Genomic DNA, 20,888 nt, shown 5'->3' on the forward strand with positions numbered 1-20,888 from the left:
AAAGGTCATTCCATGTTCTGCTGCACCTTGTTTGGCGAAGATAGTGCGGGCATGAGGAGAAGCCAGGGGAAACTTGTCTGTTGTATTTCCACTGAGCCGATATCGCAGATGGCTGCACCGGTTTTATCGCCGTTTTTGGGGCGGGTGACACCCCGCTGGTCTGTAGTCTCACAGGTGGCATCGTCTCCGGCATCGACAACCGGGCTGATAGATTGATCGGAAATCGTCGGCAGGTATGTCCAGGTTGCTCCTCCATTGTCGGCAAGGGGGCTGAGCATGGGGTCGCCTGAGAGTGCTGGTGAACAGGTGTTGTCTTCAATGAGGTTGTTGGCATTGGTGACAAAAGTACCTGTGTCAGTACAGTCACCTCCGCTAACGCTGTTGGCGAGGATGGTATTTTGCACATGCAGGGTGCCGGTGTTGTTGAGGGCGCCGCCCGTCCCGGAGGCAGAGTTGTCGCTCAAGGTGCAGTTACTCAGGGTGAGAGTGCCGCTGGAGAAGATCCCGCCGCCATCAGTGGCTGAGTTGCCGCTGAATGTCGAGTTGATTGCAATGACTGTTCCCCCGTCATTGGAGATGCCGCCACCGTGGGTTCCTCCACTGCTGGTGTTGTCCCTGATGGTTGACTTGCTTATGTTCAGGGTACCTGCGTTGAGGATACCTGCACCATTCCCTGCCACAGAGCCGTTCATGATAGTCAGGTTGGTTATGCTCACAGTGCCAGCGGTGATATTGAGCACTCTTGAGGCGTTGTTTCCACTGATGGTCAGGCCGGAGGATGATGGCCCTGTCAGGGTCAGATCCTTATCGATAACCAGCTCGCTGCCGTTCAGGGTGATTGTTCCGCTCAGGCTGCCGAGGTCCAGAGTATCTCCGCTGGAGGCCAGTTGGATGGCATCCCGCAGGGAGCAGTCGCCATCGTCACAGGAGCCGTCAGTTTCATCGGTCAGGGTATCGACTGTATGGCTGGTATTGCCTATCCCGGCAATGGTGAAATTGTACGGGTTTTCATTACCGTCATTGTTGGCAATTGAGATGGTGGCAGTCCTAGTTCCCTTTGCTGAAGGATCAAAGCTTACCTGGAAAGAGGTGGCACCGCTTGCCGAAACCGTGGCTAACGGATTGGTTGTCAGGGTAAAATCCCCGCTGTGGGTTCCTCCAATGGATACCCTGGGGGTGCCGGTCAAATTCAGGGGCAACGAACCGGTATTATAAATGAAAAAGGATCGGCTGATACTGCCACTGTCCACGTCAACTCCTCCAAACAGGGTGTAATCACTCGTGGCGGGTGTGGTATCTCCGTCGGAGATGGAAGTACCGTTGCCCTGGACGTCCATCTCAATGGTGGAAACAGTTATGGGGTTACCAGTAATATCGGCAACAGTGACCCCCGAATCAGCGCCTTTGGCCCAGTCTTCAGCCGCAGCCAGGTTATATGTGACTGAGCTGCTGGAAGACGTTCCGGCCTTGTCAAGTCGTGCGTCGACAGCGGTCCTGTCAGTGCCGGACAGGGTTATGGAAAAAGACGTTCCTGAAAGAATTTCCACGTCATTGGCAGAAGTGAGGGTGTAAGCTCCGCCTTCGCCGGTAACGGTGAGCTGCGAGATGTCGATGTCATTGGTTGCTCCGGCTTGTTTGAGTAAGCCGGTTCCCGTGACAAGGAGCACGCCCGTACTGTTGTTGTAGGTGGCCGAGGTGATAGTGGGTGCAGCCACGCTACTGACGGTCATGGTATTACCGGTCAGATCAACGACATTCACAGCAGTATCAGCTCCCATCGCCCAGTCCTCGGCTGCTGCCAGGCTATAGGCGGTGCCAGAAGTGGAAGTGGTACCATTTTTATTCAGGATCTGGTTCATTGCTGCCAGGTCGGTGGCGCTTGCTGTCAGCGTGAAGCTTGTTCCAGACGTTATGTCCACATCAACGGTGTCGGTCAGGGTATAGGTTTCGCCCCCTTCGCCGGTAAAGGTGAACAGGGAGGCATCTATATCATTGCCGGCCCCACTGGCTTTGAGAAAGCCGGTACCGGTCACTGTAACCACGCCGGTAACAGCATTATAGGTAGCGCTGGTGATTGCAGGTACCGGCACGCCGTTCACTGTAATATCGTTACCTGTTGCGTCACTGGTATCCCCGCTGGTGGCATTGGTATCCCAATCATCGGCAGCAGCCAGGTTATAGGTAGTGCTGTTGGTGGAATTGAGGCCATCTTTATTGAGGATCTGGTTGATCGCCGACTTATCGGTTGATGACAGGTTCAGGGTAAACTCGGTTACGGAAGTCCTGTTCACGTCTGCAGTATCAGTCAAGGTGTAGGTTTCACCCCCTTCACCGGTAATGGTCAATGTGGAAGCGTCAATGTCCGACCCTCCGTCATTTTCCTGTATATTGGTGCCGGTAACCACAAGGACACCGGTTGTTGCATTATACGTGGCAGAAGTAATCGTGGGCGCAATGGTAACATTGATGGCGTTACCTGTCGTATCAGCAATATCTGCGGCTGTATCAGCTGCTGCCAACCAGTTATCAGCCGCAGCCAGATTATAGGTAGTACCACCGCTGGACTGTGTTTCTATCCGATCCAGGCGACTGTCAACATTGGTTTTATCTGCTCCTGAAAGGGTCAGGGAAAATTCTGTGGCTGATGTTATTTCCACATCGGAACTGCTGGTTATTGTATAGGTTCCCCCTTCACCGGTAACTGATAGAGTCGAGAGATCCACATCATTGTCTGTGCCGATTTTTTTGAAGAGATTACTGCCTGTTACCGCCATCACTCCGGTGTCGGAATCGTACGTAGCAGAAGTGATAGTGGGCGCGGAGACGTTGCTCACTGTTATGCCGTTATTGGTGGTATCGGCAATATCATTGGTCGCAGGAGCACCGGGTAGCCAATTATCGGCCGCAGCCAGGTTATAGATAGTACCTCCGCTGGACGATGTTCCTATTTTGTTGAGCAGACCATGCGCATTCAGTTGATCCGTGGCGCTCAGGGTGAGGGTGACACTCGTAGCGCTGGTCAACTCCACGTCTGTAGTGTCTGTCAGTGTGTAGCTCCCTCCCTCCCCCGTGAGGGTAAAGAGCGAGGCATCGAGATCGTTTGCCGCACCTGTCATACTAACCAGATTCGTCCCGGTAATGGCCAGTTGTCCGGTACTCCAGTCATAGGTGGCGCTGGCAATGGCCGGTGCTGTATAATTGCTTACCGTAATTCCGTTGCTGTTGGTGTCGGCAATGGTCACCGTTGCATCGGCTCCCCGGTTCCAGTCCTCGGCTGCTGTCAGATTGTACGTGGTTCCGCTGTCAGAACTGAGGCCGTTTTTATTGAGCAGGCTCTCCACGCTGTAGATGTCTGCCCCGGTAAGCGTCACACTGAATTGGGTGCCCGAGGTGATCTCCACATCCGTGCTGCTGGCCAGTATGTACGTAGCACCCCCCTCGCCGGTCAAGCTCAGGGTCGACACATCGATATCATTGGTAGCTCCGGTCAGCTTTACCAGCCCCGTACCGGTCACTGTCAATGTATTGCTATCAGCATCATAAGCTGCGGAGCTGATGGCAGGGGCAGGCACATTGTTGACGGTAACAGCATTCCCTGTTAGATCTTCTATGTTACTGGTTAACGAAGCCTCGGTCAGCCAGTTGTCCGCTGCAGCGAGGTTGTAGGTGGTACCACCTGTGGAGGTGGTGTCTGCTTTATTGAGTATTTGATTCACCGCCGCCTTGTCAGTCGCGCTTAACGTTAGGGTACATGAAGTGCTGGAACTAATCTCCACATCAGGGGTATCTGTGAAGGTATAGGTTTCCCCGCCTTCACCCGTCAGGGTAAACATGGATGCATCAACATCAGCACCCGAGCCATTGTCCACCAGGGCTACGCCGGTAACTACCAGCTCTCCTGTGGTGGCATTGTAAGCAGCACTGGTGATGCTCGTCCTGTCTGAGGTCAGCTGATTACTGTCCACCGAGGTAATGCCGGTGGAGGTGGCACGGAGAGTATAGGTTTCCGAATCACTGATAGAATTGGTATAGGTCACTGTCAACCCGGTAAAGGTAGCCACTCCGCTGCTCGGCGTCTGGGTGACCGTACTGTTTCCGCCGCCATCGGTATCGCCAGTGGACTCAAGGATTGCCGACCCGGCACCATTCTCTTCCGACAACACGATGTCTGTACTCCAACCGGTATCTACCTGGTTATTGGCATCTACCGCTTTGACAACGGGATCGGTGCTAAAGTCAAGCAGGTTACTTGAATAGCCCGTGAGAGGTGCTGGCTGGGTGTCGAAGATCAATTTGGTTGCGACTATATCGGAGGTCAGTGAAGATGAGGTCAGAGTGGGAAATATCCCGCTGTCTATATCCAGCGTAAAACTTTCTCCATCCACTGACGCGGTATAGATAACATTGCTGAATGTGGCTACACCACTGGATGCAGCCACGGACGTCGTGCCGGAGAGCGAGCCACTCCCAGAGTTTTTAGAAAGAGAGACGTTGGCAGTGTAATCCAAATCCGTATTATTTGCTGCATCCCGGGCCGCCACTCCAAAGGTTGTCATTGCCAAACCACTTGCATCTCCACTGGTGGGTGCAGTAGAAAAGGCCAGTTTGGTAGCGACCACCTCTGTACTCATAGTGCCGGTTGTAACAGAACTGTTTGCCCCGCTCATCTGGGTTTTGGAGCCATCCACCGTCAGGTCGGTATCGCCGTCAATGGAGATGACCAGGGTCTGGTTGTCGGTAATACCTGTGTTATCGTTCCAGTAAGCAGAGATCGTGCAGGTCGTACTACCGCCGTCACCCACAGAAATCAACGGGGCACCGCTAAAGCTTACCGTCGACCCGCTGGGAGCTACATCCGATAGGCTAGCACATCCTGAAAGGTTGAAGCGTAGTTTGGAGAAGTTGGCCGAAGCGGTACCGGAGAGATTGATATCAAGTTGAGTGACATCCAGGGAAAGGCCATCGCCCCCTCCGCTATCGGCGATGGTAAAGTCGAAGATATTGATCGCGTTGCCTGATCCTGAGGCGGTAGTGGGGAGGTCGACCGGCTCTGTCACTCCAACGGAGGCTGTGAGACTGCCGTCATTGTTCGATGGACCCAGGATCGTAACTGCAAAACTCTCCTGGTACGATTCAAAACTATCTTTAGCTTGTATACAGATATTGTATGTCCCCGGCGAAACATTGCTACTATTTACCAGAAGATCCCCTGTATCCCAGTCAAAATCAAAATCCCCGTTCCCGTCATCTCCTGTGGCTCCGCAACTGCCATTATCGGAGGCGCCATCAGAAACGATGGAATAGGTGAGCGAATCACCGTCGGTGTCTGTTCCTGTCGCTGTAATACCCGTTTCGTAGTATTCCCATAAATTATTGTATGTTAACGTCGAAGAAAGTGAAGAGAGCGTTATATCTGAAGGAGGGGCGTTGGAAACAGTTGAGGTCGTAATGGTTGCTGTCCAGGCTAAACCAGGAGACATAATTCCCCAACTCATTGTAAAAGCGAGAGTACAGTTATAGTTGTTTGAGCTATAGGTTTGGTTCCAGCTTGAGGCATTATTGACACTGCAGCCGGTTAAAGAAAAATTGATAGGATCACCATAGATATTATCTACTGTTGGTCCTGAATACGAGACACTGTCTACTTTAACGGCACCTGAGAGTTGGACTTTGAAGCCGTCTCCGGTATCACCGGGTGTAGGACCAGCAGTTCCGGTAACTGTATGCGTACCTGCGGTGCTTACGGTAAATGTAGGGCCTGTAGGGGAAAAATCAGAAGATTCCGTACCTAATGTTCCGGCAGACACGTTGAGAGAGTAAAAGGCAGCCAATATACATCCGGTAATAAGGATTCGAATTGTTTTCATAAAAGGAAGGCCGTTGTTAGAAAAGAAAAAATTACCTTGTGAGCCGTTTGTTCCTCAGTCGACAAACAAGGAGCAGAGAGTTCAGGTAGAATGGAAGCAAAACTCTGTACCAAGTTACGTTTAATATCTACAAAAAGCCTATCACCAAAAGAAAATGAAAGTCAAAATTTTGATATAATAACGTGTGGAAAAAATTAAATTTTTCAAATGAGAAAGGGAGTAACAATTAGAGGACACAGTCACATTCGTGTGATGAAATGCTGAGAATGTAACTGATCGCGGGATTAACAACACTGATATTTCAGTTGGTTATGAGTCGTAACTGGTCACAGCTGCTTCAGATTTATGCAAGCGCGGTTTTTCGCAGGTAAGCGAAGACTCCGGTAGGCTATCTATGCGGGAAACCGCTATCGTAATTACAATATGAATCATCACAGATGATAATACATGTAACTGACGTTTTTGGAGTCTTCGTCTGCCAGATCTCGAACGAAAATCCTCATTTCAGGCCAGATCTAACGAATACTTTTTTGTTGTCTGAGCCGTTGTATCTTTTCGTCTGGATATTCCAGCAATTCTTTGAGGATGTTTTCTGTATGTTCTCCCAAAAGGGGAGGAGATGAGAATTTATCCCCCCTGCTTTCAGACATTCGAATAGGATTCCCGGGAGCCTTGAAGGTAAGGCCTACGCCTTTATGTTCAATATCCACCACCATGTTCAATGCCAGTGTGGCAGGGTCGTTCAGGGCGGCACGTAAATCATTGATCGGCGCACAAGGCACTCCGTTGGCTTCGAGAAGTTCCAGCCATTGCTGACTCGTCCTTTTCGCAAACGCTTCATCTAAAATCTCAAGCAGTTCTTTTCGGTAGGTATTTCTTGCTTGCAGGCTCTCGAATTTTGGGTTGCCTGTAAGGGCTTTGCTGTCTAAAACCTGGCACAGAGCAGACCAGAACTTGGGTAAATGGGCATCAATGACGATATAGCCGTCTTTGGTTTTTACTGCATTGTAGGGGATTAACGATCTATGACCGGAGCCCACCGGGCCGGGAGCTTCACCCGAATACAGGCAGAAGCCAGCCTCATAACTTAAAAGAGAAATCATTGTACTGAAGAGAGGAACCTCAATTTTCTGTCCTCTACCGGTGTGCTCGCGTGCATGAAGTGCTGCCAGTATCCCCGTGACAGCATAGATACCGGCAACATGATCGGTTATGGAAACACCCATTCGCAGAGGGGGACCTTCCGGCTCTCCGGTGAGGCTCATGCCACCTCCCTGAGCCTGCATCATCAAGTCAAAGGATGGTTTATGACTGTCAGGGGTATCTGATCCATATCCATTGATGGAACATGATATGATTTTGGGGTTGTAGCGACTCAAAACCTCATGATTAATCTTAAGCTTCTCGGGGACACCGGGGCGCAGATTATCCAGAACGACATCTGATGTTTTTACCAGGTCATAGAAGACTTCGCGTCCTTCCTCCTGGTTTAAGTCAAGGACAATGCTTTTTTTATTTCTGTTCAGCGTCATAAAATAGATACTTTCCCCTTTATAGAAGTGGGGAGGGGTTCGTCGGGCACTATCTCCACCATCTGGCGATTCTATCTTAATGACGTCGGCTCCTAGATCGCCAAGAATCATTCCTGCATAAGGACCGGCAAGAACCTGTCCCACCTCCAGTACGCGTATATCCTGTAAACAATGTTTCACCTTTTTCACCGTATGTTATGCTCTTGTGATATGTGTTCAGTGGGTAACATATTTGCAGGCCAGGATATGTCGCACAGGCAATTTCGACTGTTGTATGGCCGCAAGATTCACAGAGATTGTATAACATATTAGCAAAAAAAAGCCCTGCAATCGTACGAACTCCGATTGCAGGGCTTGAAAGAAAGAAAAACAAACAGGTTATACTTTGAATCGACCTACCAGTGACTGCAACCTTTCTGCCATATTGGTAAGTTCTCTAACATTAAGAGTTACCTGATTGCTGGAGTCAGTGATATTCTGAACCGACTGATTGACTTCAGCGATATCACCGGAGATTGAAGCCGCCACCGTCGAACTTTGTCCGACATTTTCATTGACCTCCTGAATACCCATGGATGCTTGAGCAATATTGCTCGAAATCTCCTGACTTGTCGCTGCCTGCTCTTCCACCGCCGTAGCAATTGTTGCCACAATTTCATTCACTTCATTAATAACTGAGGTGATTTGAGTAATCTGCTCCACCGTAGTAGCAGTAGACCCTTGAATACCTTCAATTTTGGTCTTGATCTCCTGGGTTGCCTCGGCTGTCTGCTTGGCCAGTTCCTTGATCTCGTTTGCAACAACTGCAAAGCCTTTTCCTGCTTCACCGGCCCTGGCTGCTTCAATGGTGGCATTCAACGCCAGTAAGTTGGTTTGTTCTGAAATTTCAGTTATGACTTCAGTAACCTTATTGATTTCATTGGCTGCACGGCCCAGTTCTCCAACCTCATTGGAAGCCGCATTGGTTTGGGTAACGGCAGATTCCGTTATCACCCTGGCCTTTTCCGAGTTCTGGGCGATCTCACTGACACTTGACGTCATTTCTTCAGTAGCTGAGGCCACCATGTTCACATTGGTCGCAGCCTGTTCACTGGCTGCCGCGACACTGTTCATGTTTGAACTCATCTCTTCAGCTGCCGAAGCCACACCGCTGGAGCGGTCAGACATTGATTCGGCACTGTCGGATAATTCGGTGGCAATGGATCTGAGATTGGACGAAGCATCATTAAGAGTACCGGTCGTACCGGTAACATCTTTAATCAGTGATTGCAGTTTTTCCATGAATTCATTGAACCATTTCGCCAGTTCACCGATCTCATCCTGACTTGTCACCTCCAGACGCTTGGTAAGATCACCTTCGCCCTCAGCGATATCCTTGAGCATGTCGACCGTACCACGAATTGGGCGAACAATAGCGCCAATGGCATACCACAAGAGCAGAATTGCGATTACAAAAGATCCCAACCCAGCCAATACCTGCATGAAGGTATTGCGTTTTCCTGTGGCTGTGAGTTCCTTGTCCAGGGCAATAGCATCAGCCAGAACGGTTTCCTGCTTGACCCGAATTATCACAGACCAGGGTTTACCGGTTCTACCGAGTTTAATCGGGGCAAACACCTCGAAATAATTATCTTTAGGGTTCAGGACTGCTTCATTTTTACCTTCCCTGATATAGGTCAGGTATTCCTCCCAATCTTCAGGTATAACCCCTTTTAAATGTTTGCCGATCATCTCCGGTCGTTCGCTGTCTGCAACGATAAGTCCATCGTTACTGACAATAATGATCTCCCCCTGACCCTCGAAAAGGTTCTTATCAACATCTTCAGATAGTTTCTGGACAAAATCCAGGTTGTAATCGGTACCGGCAACCCCGTAAAATTTTCCATTCACCAAAATCGGGACCGAGAGCGTAGCCAGCCAGACCTGTTTTCCCTGAACGATATACGGTAGCGGAGCCAGTACGCTTTCCACCTTGTTTTCACGCGGGTTAATATACCAGCCACCCTTGAGCACACCATTGGGATGACGATCGCGGGTATCATATTCAACCAGAGGCTGTACTGCGATATTCCCGTTTTCATCGCGATTCCAATAGGGTGTAAATCGACCGGTTTCAGCATTGTTCCCGTCTCTACCGGTTTTAAAGAGATAATCGTTGCCATCAAGAGCATCCGGTTCCCAACAGGAATAGGTGCCGTTAAAGTTTGGATTTTCCTTTAAAACTTTAAGCAGGATCGCATTGATTTGATCACGCCCCAATTCAAGGCCGCCGTTATCACTTGATTTTGCCACCTGAAAGGTGTTAGCCATTGTCCTGGCTGAATCCAAAGCAATAACGAATTCAACCCCGATTTTGCCTGCATAGTCACCGGCAAGACTTTTCAGTCCCTCTAAAGAGCGGGTTTCGATAAGCCCTGAAACTCGTTCATTAACGTGCTTCTGGGTTGATTTGGAAGAATACAGACTGTATCCCACCAGGAAGGCGGTTGACAGAATAAGACACGCCCCGGCCATTCCGCCAATCTTCATTCTAACAGTTTTCAATTTCATGTAATCATTTCCTCCCGCACAAATTATTCAATCATTCACCATCAGGGGTTATGATCATTATATGGAAAAAAGAGTCGATGTTATAATTCTTTTTCAAGGCCAATGCAGATTCAGCAAAAGAGAAGAATGCGGGAGGTGAGAGGCTCAGGGGAAACAGGTTACCAAAGTATTAAAATGTTTACATAAAGGTATGTGGTCTGTGTGCATCCTATTTACATGATGGCGATTGGTCACATACAAAGTTTCTGGCCGGCAATGAGGATTATGTTCGAGTTGAGAGCAACTGATCACAGACTCCGGTAGGCTATCTATGCGAGAAACCGCGATCGTGCAAAGAGGTAAGCGACCAGCGGGAGACTCCGTGGAGTATCTGTGATCAGTTACAACGTTACTCATAACTGGGGCTGTAGTAGCTTGTCTGAATTTTTTCTTTTTTCCCTCTATGGCTATTAGCTGTGGCAGGGAGACTGGCACCATTGAATTTTTAGGATCAGAACGTAATCGTTTCGGTCCAAGCTGGTGATGGTTCAGAAAATATGCACCATAAGTCGGTTGACAAGTCTCCGCATGTTCGCTTAGAAACGTGTCCTGCAGTTCTTGTATACTCAAAAAGAGTAATCCTGCCCATACCTGGGAGTTGCCTTACTCGCAGCTGACAGTTTCAGGCTGTTGCCGCCTCAGCAGTCTGTTGCGCTGAAATATCACAACAGCGAGTTCATTAATGGAGAAGTGCAGGGAATGGAAATTTCCTTAGAAACAATTCAAAATCTGGCACCTGACCAGGCATCTTTACATGCAGCAAAAAAATTGCTCAAACCTGCCAAATGGCCATTATTGGGCCAGGATCCAGGTGTGAATACCATATGGGGACAATGTCAGGGATCGGGATCCAATCCCTACCTGACCATGGCAGATGTGGTTGATCATGGCTACAAATGCACGTGTCCTTCCCGTAAATTTCCTTGTAAGCATGTGCTGGCATTGTGGTGGCAATTTGCTGATCGCCCGGATGATTTTACGGTATCAGATCCTCCTGAGTGGGTGCATGACTGGTTGGGACGCCGACGCAAGAAAAGTACATCCACTGAAGCAGAGACCGCCGGGAAGGTAGAGAAGAAAAATATTCTTTTGGCCACAGGCGATGATACTCCTGCATTGAGCGCCGCAGAACAGGCTAACAAGGAGGCTGCAAAGGCTCAACGTGCAAAACAAATAAAAGCTGCCACCGAGGCAAGTATTCGAGATGGCCTGGTTGAGTTTCAGCAATGGGTCGATGATCAATTGCGTACTGGTATAGGTGGGCTTATGAAGGAAATAAGCAGCCGATGCCGGCAGATAGCTGCCCGTATGGTGGATGCGAAGGCTGCCAATCTGGCATCCCGTCTGGATGAAATACCGGCAAAAGTACTGGCCTTGCCCTCCCATGAACAGGCACGAAAAGTATGTCAGGAGCTGAGTCAGCTGGTATGGCTGAGCGAAGCATGGCTGGTTGATCCTGATGATCCCGACGCACGGCGAAGTGTGGCGGCAACAGAGTCGCGGGCTGTCCTTTTAGAGACTCCCGAAACCTTGAGTGTTATGGGGGTATGGGAAACCGTAGGAGAACAGATCGTCACGCGCCGAGACGGCCTGATTAGTCATGCGAGCTGGCTGCTTAACCTGGATGAAAGCGCCGAACAGCGTTTTGCCCTGTTGCAGGATTTTTATCCTGCCTCTGTGGGGAGGCGTCAGGGTGGAGAGCGGGTTGGTTCTGTTATCTCCGCAGAGCTGATATTTTACCCCAGCAGACTGCCGTTGCGGGCAACCATACACACCCAGAAAGCCTGTGCTCCGCAGGTGTGTGACTGGCCACATGAAGAGGTCGCACCAGATACCGGCTTTGCGAGGAAACTCTGTACGATACCCTGGCTGGAATCACACCCGTTCATTGTCAGTGAAGGCCGTATTGCAGCAGATAAAAAAGGTCGTTTTTACTGGCGTGACAGTTACGGAGCGTGGCCCCTGATGAATGAGCATGTCTCTCCTTTACTGCAAGGCTGTGAGATACGCCGGGCCTGTATTGTCTGGGACGGCAATAACGCGGAACTGTTGGGCGTACAGGCAAAACCGTGGGGGAGTATAGCATGTTGAACCAGGATGAACTGCAGCAGGCTTTAGCCGTCACAGAGCAATTGCAACGCCAGTGGATGATTGGTGCCGGTGAAGTGGCAGCCACAGTAACGCTGCCTGAGAGCTGGAGTGCACTGTTACAAGGAACCAGCCCTGAGCATGCAAGGCTTTTAACCCTGGCATTGACGGGGCAGCTGCAATTGATGATGACCTCCGGTTGTTCAGGACAGCAGAGTCTGCATGAAAAACCACTGTTGCCCATGTTGGCGGTACCCACTTTGCCCGAATCATTGCGGCCTCTTTTCCGCAGGTCGCTGGAAGGTCTTTCAAAACAGCGGTCCATAGACGTGGCCTGTGTGTTGAGACTGTTATCCCAACGCCGGGTGACAGCCCATCCTGCGGACTGGTTGCCTACCAATAAAGAAAAAAGTCTGCCCAGGGAGTATTGGCCCTGGTGTCGATGGGTGGCAGATGTCGCTGCCATGAACACAGAAGCCGGTGAAACGCTTTCTGAAGATACCTGGGACCAGTTTTATCCTGCTGAACGCCTGGCCCTATTGCAGGATATGAGGGCTCTGGAGCCGGATTCTGCTCGTGAACTGATAATGCAGTGTGCAGGACGTGAACCGGCAGACAAGCGTCTGTCCATTGTCGGAACCCTGGCAGTGAACCTTGCCCCGGCAGATGTGGACTATCTGCAGTCGTTGTTACAGGACCGCTCAAAAAAAATCGCTACGCTGGCATCCCAGATGCTGAGCCGTCTGGGAACTCTTCTGGAGCAAGATAGCGCAGAAATGTCTGAAGAGGAAGTTCAGGAGCACGCAGAAACATATACCCTGGAAAAAAAGGGTATCTTGAAAAAGCGGTTGAGGCTGCGTCCCAAAAAAATGCGCAGCGGCAAGCAGAATGCGATACGCACCGAGCGTCTGGGGGGAATTTCTCTTTCTGCTTTTGCCCGGGTGCTTGGTCTCAAAGTAACGCAGCTCCTCGATGCCTGGGATTTTGAAGATAACCGTCCTTCGGATAACCTGGCCTTCCTGACCAATGCCGCATCCACCCTCAGCGATGATCATATCGAACATTTGCTTGCCCGTCTGCTCAGCGATGCGTCCATCACCCACAACGATATATCTCTTCTGGAGCAGGTCGTTGCCCGGCTTTCTCCCGAAGCACGTCAGACCTGCGTGCAGCAGATACTGCGAGGCAAGGATGCTACGCTCTCGTTTTACGATTGCCTGCTCCTTGTTGAATCCCCATTGGATGACCTGCTTTTTACCGACCTGAAAAACAGCGGGGCCTGGAAAGCACTCTGCAATCGCATTGGAGAAGAATTTGACGGCGGTTACCTGGAAAACCTCCACTGTTGTGCCGAGCTGACCAGCCTTGGATTGCTTGTTCCCCAGGCTACTGCGGCCGCTGTCCTGGATGCTGTTGAATCCATGGGCCTCTCTTTGGCAGACCCTGCACTTGATCTACTGCAACTCAATAATCAGTTACCTATATTAACATAGTAAGGAATCTCCATGGCAGACATACTCCGTCAACCCGCTGAAGTTATCTATCAGGCAGAACTGGAAGCATTACACGCTGAAGACAGCGGCAGTAAACCGCATAACTGGTATGTATCACCAAAGGCAGTGGTGACCTATCTCATGGGAGGGAAAACCGCTGCAGGGGTTGAGATATCAGCCAAATATATTGGAAACCGTCGATTAATCGAAACCGCTGTTGCAACCTTGGCTACAGACCGGGCATTGCTGCTGCTGGGGGTGCCGGGGACTGCCAAATCCTGGGTAAGTGAGCATTTGTCAGCAGCGATCTGTGGCAAGAGTACGCAGATGATTCAATGTACAGCCGGTACTGATGAAAATCAGGTCCGTTATGGATGGAATTATGCGCAACTGCTGGCCAAGGGGCCAAGCAGGGAGGCGTTGGTGCCCACACCGCTGTATCGGGCCATGGAGTCAGGAACCCTGTGTCGGCTTGAGGAACTCACCCGCATGGGGTCAGATGTTCAGGATACGCTTATTACAGTGTTATCTGAGAAAATGTTGCCCATCCCGGAATTGAATGAAGTGGTGTATGCCGAGCGCGGTTTTAATGTCATTGCCACGGCCAACAACCGCGACAAAGGCGTGAACGAGTTGTCTTCGGCGCTCAAGCGGCGCTTTAATGTGGTGGTTTTGCCGTTGCCTGACGATATGGAGCAGGAGGTTTCCATTGTTGCCCGGCGCGTCGAGCAGACAGGTATTGGTCTTGATCTGCCGATCCCTAAAAATGTAAGGGAAGAAATAGAAAAAGTTGTAACTATTTTCAGGGAATTGCGAGGTGGTGAAACCCTTGACGGCAAGGTGGTTCTGAAAACACCGACAGGTAATCTGTCCACCGCTGAGGCCATCGCCGTGATGGTGGGGGGCCTGAGCCAGGCAAACTGGTTTGGTGAAGGTGCTTTGACAGCTGAAGATATCAGCGCTAATCTGGTGGGTGCGATTGTAAAAGATCCTGTGCAGGATAAAGTCGTGTTGGAAGAGTACCTGGAGACCGTGATGAAAAAGCGCAGGGATTATGCCGAATATTATCGCAGCATGAATGATGTGCTCTAAGCGGCGGTAGGTTATGTCTCAAGCGGAGATTCATTATTTTGGTGTTCGCCATCATGGTCCGGGCTCTGCACGTCGTGTGCTTTCCGCCCTGGAGCATGTGAGGCCTGCTACGGTTCTGGTCGAAGGTCCGGCTGACTGTACCCCTCTTTTTTCGCAGCTTGCCAGGCCGGAGATGAAACCACCTGTGGCCCTGTTAAGCTATGTGGCCGATAATGCCGTCTGTAGTACATTCGTTCCATTTGTCGAGTATTCTCCCGAATACCAGGCCTGCTGCTGGGCTGTGCGTAACAATGCTGTGTTGGAGTTTATTGACCTGCCTGTGGCCACACGTCTTGCCCAGATGGTCGCGGAAGCAGCCGAACAAACTGAACCCTCACAAGAGGATACGGTTGAGGCTGAGCCTGTTCAGGAGGGGGAAGAAGAAAGAGATTTTCGCCTTTCAGCAGATCCCATAGGTGTTCTGGCGCAACTGGCCGGTTATGAGGATGGAGAGGCGTGGTGGAATGACCTGATAGAGCAGAACGCAGATGACGACCATGCGATTTTTGCTATTCTGGATCAGGCAATGTTAGAGCTGCGCAGTGCTGCATTGGAGCAGTGCGGTGAACATGGAGATCTTGTCTTTGCGCGAGATTTGCCCCGAGAGGCGCACATGCGTCTGACCATCGGCAAGGCTGCGAAAAACAGTGAAGGTCCGGTGGCCGTTATCTGCGGAGCGTGGCATGTACCGGCGTTACAGGAAAAACATGTTGCAAAAGATGACCGGGCCCTGCTGAAAACCTTGCCTAAAAAGCTTACAGCCAGCAAAGTCAAGAGTACCTGGGTACCCTGGACCACCCCGCGTTTAGCCACCAGTTCCGGCTATGGTGCCGGGGTTGCTGCACCCATGTGGTATAAGCACATGTGGCAACAGCGTAATAACCCCAATGCCTTGGCCTATTGGCTTGGGGGAGTGGCCCGGGTTATGCGCGAACAGGGCCATATCGTCTCTACGGCATCGGTAATTGAAGCAGTTCGTTTGAGCAATGGTCTGGCTGCCGTACGCGGACGTCCGGCTCCCGGTTTTGAGGAAAGCCGGGATGCCGTGATAGCCTGTCTCTGTTTTGGCGAAGCCTTGATCTGGCGGAAGATGGAAGCACGCATCCTGCTGGGAAGCGAAGTGGGCGCGATTCCGCCGGATGCTCCCCTGGTCCCGCTGCTTGAGGATTTACAACGGCAACAGAAAAAGCATAAGCTCAAACCTGAAGCTTTGCCGCGTGAACTTTCCCTGGATTTGCGAAGTGGAGCAGGCGCAGGCAAGTCTGTCTTGCTGCACAGGTTACACATTCTGGATGTCCCTTGGGGTACCTTGCAGGACAGTGGGAGCAGTCGTGGAACATTTCGCGAGCGCTGGCAGCTCTGTTGGGAGCCTGAATATGCAGTGCGTCTGGTGGAGCAATTAATCTATGGCAGCACCATTGAGCAGGCTGCTGCGGGAAAAATGCTTGAAACGATCCATACCCAGCATACCCTGGGCTTGCTGGCCCAGACAGTACAGTTGTGCCTGGCGGCCCAGCTGGATGAAGCGGCTGAGCGGGGTATAGCTCGCCTGGATGAACGCGCCGCCCTGGCAGGCGATTGCATAGAATTTCTTGAGAGCCTGCCACCACTGGTAAACATCAGCCGCTATGGTACAGCCAGGGATATTTCCCTGGAACACATTGATACCCTTAATGTTCGCTTGGCGGCCCAGGCTGCAATCGCCTTGCCCTATGCCTGCCGCAATTTGAGTGACGAAGAGTCGCAACATTATTGCCGGTGTGTCGGTGCCGCGCACCAGGCTATCTTGCTGGCAGAAATGGAGGATGACGCTGTTTCGTCATGGTGGCAGGCGTTACAGGAGGTGGTTGATACTCCAACAGCCAGTTTGCAGGTCGTCGGTTTATGTGCCCGGCTCTTGTACCAGGAACAGCGAATGGCGGCGGAAGTGCTCCAGGTGCTGTTTCAAAAAATGTTGTCTCCTGCCATACCGGCTGCGGATGCTGCACGTTTTTTTGAGGGATTTTTTGACGAAGCCGTACAGCGCCTGCTCTATGACGATTTGCTGTTGAATGCGGTGGAGCAGTGGTTGCTGAGGCTGGATGATGAGGAGTTTATCGAGTTTTTACCACTGTTTCGACGGATGTTTTCCTCACTGGACGCAATGGAAAGAAAACGGTTGCTTGATATTGTGGCGCAGGACAGAGCCCTGGTAAAGACAGATACGGCGTATACCTTGAATTTGGATGCCGGCGAGTTGTGGTCTGCACAGCTTGGACGATTGGGACGATTAATCAAAGGGGAACAGCAGTGGTACCAGTAAAAACAGAATCAGGTATACAGGCAGAGTGCGGGGCCCCGGATGCAGCAGAAAAAGAACGTCGCTGGATGTTGGTGCTAGGCGCAGAGTCGGACCAGGTTCTCTCCAAATCAGATCAGCGGCTGAATAGTGCTCTCAACGCGTTGTATGGCGGTATGAACGGGGGCGGCGGCAAAAAAAGACGCGGCAGTTTAAGCCGGTCCGCACCCAAAGTGTCCAGATGGCTGGGGGATATCCGCGAATTTTTTCCCAGCTCCGTGGTACAGGTGGTACAACGGGATGCTTTCGAGCGCCTGGGCCTGAAAGAAATGTTAATGGAGCCGGAATTTCTGGCTGCCCTGGAAGCTGACGTTCACCTGGTGGCGGATCTTGTCAGTTTACGTTCTGTGATGCCTGAAAAGACCATTGATACTGCACGGCAGGTGATTAAAAAGGTCGTGGACGAACTGATGGAACGTCTTGAGCGAAAAACCAGTGAGGCGGTGCGCGGAGCACTTAACAAGAGCAAGCGCAGTTTTCGGCCACGTTTCAATGATATTGACTGGCATCGGACCATTCACGCCAACCTCCGTCATTACCAGCATGAACACCGTACAATCGTGCCTGAAAAACTGGTGGGATTCATGCGTCAGCAGCGGCGCATCGTGGATCTTGACGAAGTTATACTGTGCGTTGATCAGAGCGGCTCAATGGCCACTTCTGTTGTATACAGTTCTATTTTTGCTGCGGTTATGGCCTCTATTCCTGCTGTTAAAACCAGGTTGGTCTGTTTTGATACTGCTATTTTGGATTTAACCGAAGACCTGGAAGATCCTGTGTCAGTGCTGTTTGGCGTACAGCTGGGAGGCGGAACTGACATTAACCAGGCCGTGGCCTACTGTGAAAATCTCATAGATCAGCCTTCGAAAACCCATTTGATACTCATTACAGATCTCTGTGAAGGCGGGGATGGCAATGCCCTGAAAACCCGGATCGCACATCTTATCCGCCAGGGGGTGAATGTCATTACCCTGCTGGCCTTGAGTGACGAGGGCAAACCCTTTTACGACGCTGAAATGGCAGCTGATTTTGCCGCCATAGGCAGCCCTGTCTTTGCCTGTACACCGGATCAGTTTCCGGATTTGATGGCAACCGCACTGAAGCGTGAAGATGTCCTGAGCTGGGCTGCAGATCAGGATATACAGGCGGTGAGGCCGGAAGACGAGCGTATGTAACGCTTGTTCGGTATTAATGTATCCTGGGAGCGCTGGTCATTTGCTGAGCTTGAGCGCATAGCTCCAGGTGCAGCGCATACCTGATTGCTGATATATGCTTTTCCCGGTCCCTGAAGCAGAGTTTCCTGAGAAATGAAGCTTTGCGGAATTTGTCACTTTTCCGCCCTGGTTGTCTACCGGAACCGTTGTGCTGAAGGTACAGTCAGTGCCAGAGCAGGTTCCCTTGAGAATGCAGACACGTGGCGGGCTGCATGACATCCCGCTGACAAATTTCAGCACATATTTCCCTTTGCCCTTGTCAAAGATGGCCAGGGTGCCTGAGGTATTGCCACCCATGGGGCAAAACCCCTCAACCTTTGAATTGGATATGGAAAAGTTCCAGTTGCCTGTTATGCCGCTTCCGTAAGCCAGACCTGCAAATAAGATACATCCAATACAGCTTGCCACGATTTTCATCAGAAGAGAATGCATGTTCACCTCCTATATCTGTGATACCTGACGACAATTGTGGGGATATTCAGTCTTATGATAGCATATATTGGATCTCGTCGTACATGGAAGAGGGGATGTATTATTGAATTGCTGTAACCGATAACCATATTACATGGTGCGCACGGCACACCATGTCAGCCTGGTCACAACCAAGCAGCTTCGGAGGGCAAAATTGCAACGCTCGGAAAGAGGCCAGGGGACTGATTTTATTTTTCCCTGCCAATATCTCCGAGTTGTTTTATACATCCACAGGTGCTACAGAGGCAGAACCAGGCTGCTGCTTAAGAAAAATCAATCTGTCTCCCGGGGTAGAAGCAAATAAAGGTAAAGGTACTCAACCAATCTTACTTGGTAAGTCTGTATTCTTCAATGGCTTGCCAGCCATCTGCACCGCAAATGGTGGCGCAGATGGCGATTGCAAGAATATCGAGCAGGTTATGTTTAATTTGATCATCTTTTCTGGGGTCGTCCAAGGTGGAAAAGTGTTTCACAAAAAGAGATTTTGCTTGTTTCTTCATCTGTAATCTTTTTAAATCCGAGTTATCAGGTGTGATGAAGAAAACTATTTGCTTGAGTGTAGGTTGTTACCCATGCGATTGCCCTAAACAGGTACTGCTGTTTTATTTCCGTTTCTTATTTATAGTTTTAAGTACAGCATACAAACAAATTAAAAAGCCAAAAATTAGCCATACATACCCTGCCAGCGGATCAACTTTTTGTTTGTACAAAACAGAGTATCCTGTTCTTAAAAAAGTCCATCCAACATAGACAGTGCCTATTCCAATGAGAAACAAACCAATATTATTAATCTTCATTATATATAAACTTTTTGCATGAGAATCGGCCTCATCCGTGAACCGAAAAAGGAGATGGTTGTAAACCAGCAAATTTGTTTGGTAGCCACTGCGCCCCTGTAGACTGATTTTTACTCTGTCCATGACATAAACTGGCAAAAGGGTGGTTTGAAACCATGAGACCTGATACCAACACGTGGATATGTCATGGAACCGACGATTTTCTAGTTCATTACAATGGCGAAAAGGACTGATTTTCATGGCTGCCCGATCATAATCCTGATGGATGTCTGGTACAGTTAGTAACAAGAGAGCACGTTAAAAGCGCCGTCATGTGGTCCAAACAAATGGACCCATTTCTTTGCTCAATTGGGCAATATCATCATACCATTATTTGAATATGGTTTTCGCAATACCTGCAATCAATATCATGCAAGATATAATAAGCACAACGAAAGGTTTAAAATGATTGGAAATCCAATAATCAGTTCCTTCTTTGTAGTTTCTCCACGCATATCTACTTCCAAAAAAACCAAAAAGAATCCCTAAAATACCAAACAATATTAGATACAAATTATAAGAAATACCCATACACGCAGCCTAGTCAATGATCGCCGGCAAAGCCGGTGGATTAAAAGCAAAAACATAAAATACCTCTCCAAGGTACTGACGTACTGACGACGATTGCCATAATTCGCCTTTCTTCAATATGTTGGTATTCAATTAGGTGTCCACTTGCATTCTCATTTGGAGTGGCTTAACCTTTGCAGATTGTTTATTAAAGCCTCTTTCTTGTGACTTTTATAGGGCAATCGCATGGGTAATGTCAGCCAAACAATACCTTAGCAAGATAATTTTCACCAGGTTACCATCGGTATCATACTCATGCTCAGTACGCTGCTCATCAATGGTCTGATACACTTCACGGATAACGGTGGGCAGGCCCATCTCGTTATAGGTGTATCTGGTTTCCACGCCCAGCTCATTGGTTTTACTGAGTCGGTTGTTATGGCTGTCGTAAGTGTAGGAGACTTTACTGCCGTCTGCATATTCTTTTGTGAGCAGGTTATTGTTGGCATCATAGGTTTTAATCACCCTGTTGCCCAGCTCATCGATGGTGCGGCCACCATCATAATATTCTTCTGTGCGGATGGTGGCACCGTTCAGCTTCACCTTGGCAGTTTCGCCATTGTCCAGGAACCAATACTCCGTGACCTTGCCCATGCTGGTGGTGACTTTGGCGTAGTTGGTTTTGTAGGAGAAATATTCACCTTCCATGCGTGAAAGCACGTGGGCGGATCGGCTAAATTGGTATATGCAAAGCAAACTACATGGAAGAGTGAAACTGTAAATGAGTGGAAATGACTCATTTTATTAACGCAGGGAGCT

General features: G+C 49.9%; 12 protein-coding genes. 5 read left to right on the forward strand and 7 right to left on the reverse strand.

The window, feature by feature from the left end:
• Nucleotides 1–5: 5 nt before the first annotated feature.
• The 3 genes from G493_RS32290 to G493_RS0114595 form a co-directional block, all read right to left on the reverse strand.
• A complete protein-coding gene (locus G493_RS32290; RefSeq protein ID WP_051309324.1) occupies nt 6–5,867 on the reverse strand; it encodes a choice-of-anchor D domain-containing protein in 5,862 nt (1,953 codons plus the stop codon).
• 515 nt (nt 5,868–6,382) lie between these two features.
• Nucleotides 6,383–7,579 (reverse strand): CaiB/BaiF CoA transferase family protein, encoded by a 1,197-nt coding sequence (locus tag G493_RS0114590; RefSeq protein WP_035274617.1) that lies wholly within the window; start codon nt 7,577–7,579, stop codon nt 6,383–6,385.
• A gap of 198 nt (nt 7,580–7,777) precedes the next feature.
• Complete coding sequence (locus G493_RS0114595; RefSeq protein ID WP_028580991.1) at nt 7,778–9,949, reverse strand: methyl-accepting chemotaxis protein; 2,172 nt, start codon at nt 9,947–9,949, stop codon at nt 7,778–7,780.
• Nucleotides 9,950–10,687: 738 nt separating this feature from the next.
• On the opposite strand from G493_RS0114595, the gene G493_RS0114600 reads away from it, so the two are divergent.
• The 5 genes from G493_RS0114600 to G493_RS0114620 all read left to right on the forward strand — a co-directional run bounded on the left by G493_RS0114600 (nt 10,688) and on the right by G493_RS0114620 (nt 18,213).
• A complete protein-coding gene (locus G493_RS0114600; RefSeq protein ID WP_028580992.1) occupies nt 10,688–12,079 on the forward strand; it encodes an SWIM zinc finger family protein in 1,392 nt (463 codons plus the stop codon).
• Nucleotides 12,073–13,569 carry a DUF5691 domain-containing protein gene (locus G493_RS0114605; protein WP_028580993.1) on the forward strand — a complete coding sequence of 499 codons (1,497 nt, stop codon included), beginning with the start codon at nt 12,073–12,075 and terminating at the stop codon, nt 13,567–13,569. The genes G493_RS0114600 and G493_RS0114605 overlap by 7 nt, the downstream gene beginning before the upstream one ends.
• A gap of 12 nt (nt 13,570–13,581) precedes the next feature.
• The gene (locus G493_RS0114610; protein WP_028580994.1) at nt 13,582–14,661 is read left to right on the forward strand and encodes an ATP-binding protein; all 1,080 of its coding nucleotides are present in this window, start codon (nt 13,582–13,584) and stop codon (nt 14,659–14,661) included.
• A gap of 13 nt (nt 14,662–14,674) precedes the next feature.
• Entirely contained in the window at nt 14,675–17,002 is a 2,328-nt protein-coding gene (locus G493_RS0114615; protein WP_028580995.1) for a DUF5682 family protein, read from the forward strand.
• A 65-nt stretch (nt 17,003–17,067) separates the two neighbouring features.
• The gene (locus G493_RS0114620; protein ID WP_051309326.1) at nt 17,068–18,213 is read left to right on the forward strand and encodes a VWA domain-containing protein; all 1,146 of its coding nucleotides are present in this window, start codon (nt 17,068–17,070) and stop codon (nt 18,211–18,213) included.
• 36 nt (nt 18,214–18,249) lie between these two features.
• On the opposite strand, the gene G493_RS0114625 is transcribed toward G493_RS0114620, so the two are convergent.
• The 4 genes from G493_RS0114625 to G493_RS0114640 form a co-directional block, all read right to left on the reverse strand.
• Entirely contained in the window at nt 18,250–18,684 is a 435-nt protein-coding gene (locus G493_RS0114625) for a hypothetical protein (RefSeq protein WP_028580997.1), read from the reverse strand.
• A gap of 365 nt (nt 18,685–19,049) precedes the next feature.
• Entirely contained in the window at nt 19,050–19,223 is a 174-nt protein-coding gene (locus G493_RS33050; RefSeq protein ID WP_035274618.1) for a transposase family protein, read from the reverse strand.
• A gap of 102 nt (nt 19,224–19,325) precedes the next feature.
• Nucleotides 19,326–19,760, reverse strand: a complete 435-nt coding sequence (locus tag G493_RS0114635; RefSeq protein ID WP_028580998.1) for a hypothetical protein — start codon at nt 19,758–19,760, stop codon at nt 19,326–19,328.
• A 540-nt stretch (nt 19,761–20,300) separates the two neighbouring features.
• Nucleotides 20,301–20,777 (reverse strand): RHS repeat domain-containing protein, encoded by a 477-nt coding sequence (locus G493_RS0114640; protein ID WP_028580999.1) that lies wholly within the window; start codon nt 20,775–20,777, stop codon nt 20,301–20,303.
• Nucleotides 20,778–20,888: the final 111 nt, after the last annotated feature.

It is taken from the genome of Desulfogranum japonicum DSM 18378, from assembly GCF_000429945.1.
Taxonomy (GTDB): domain Bacteria; phylum Desulfobacterota; class Desulfobulbia; order Desulfobulbales; family Desulfobulbaceae; genus Desulfogranum; species Desulfogranum japonicum.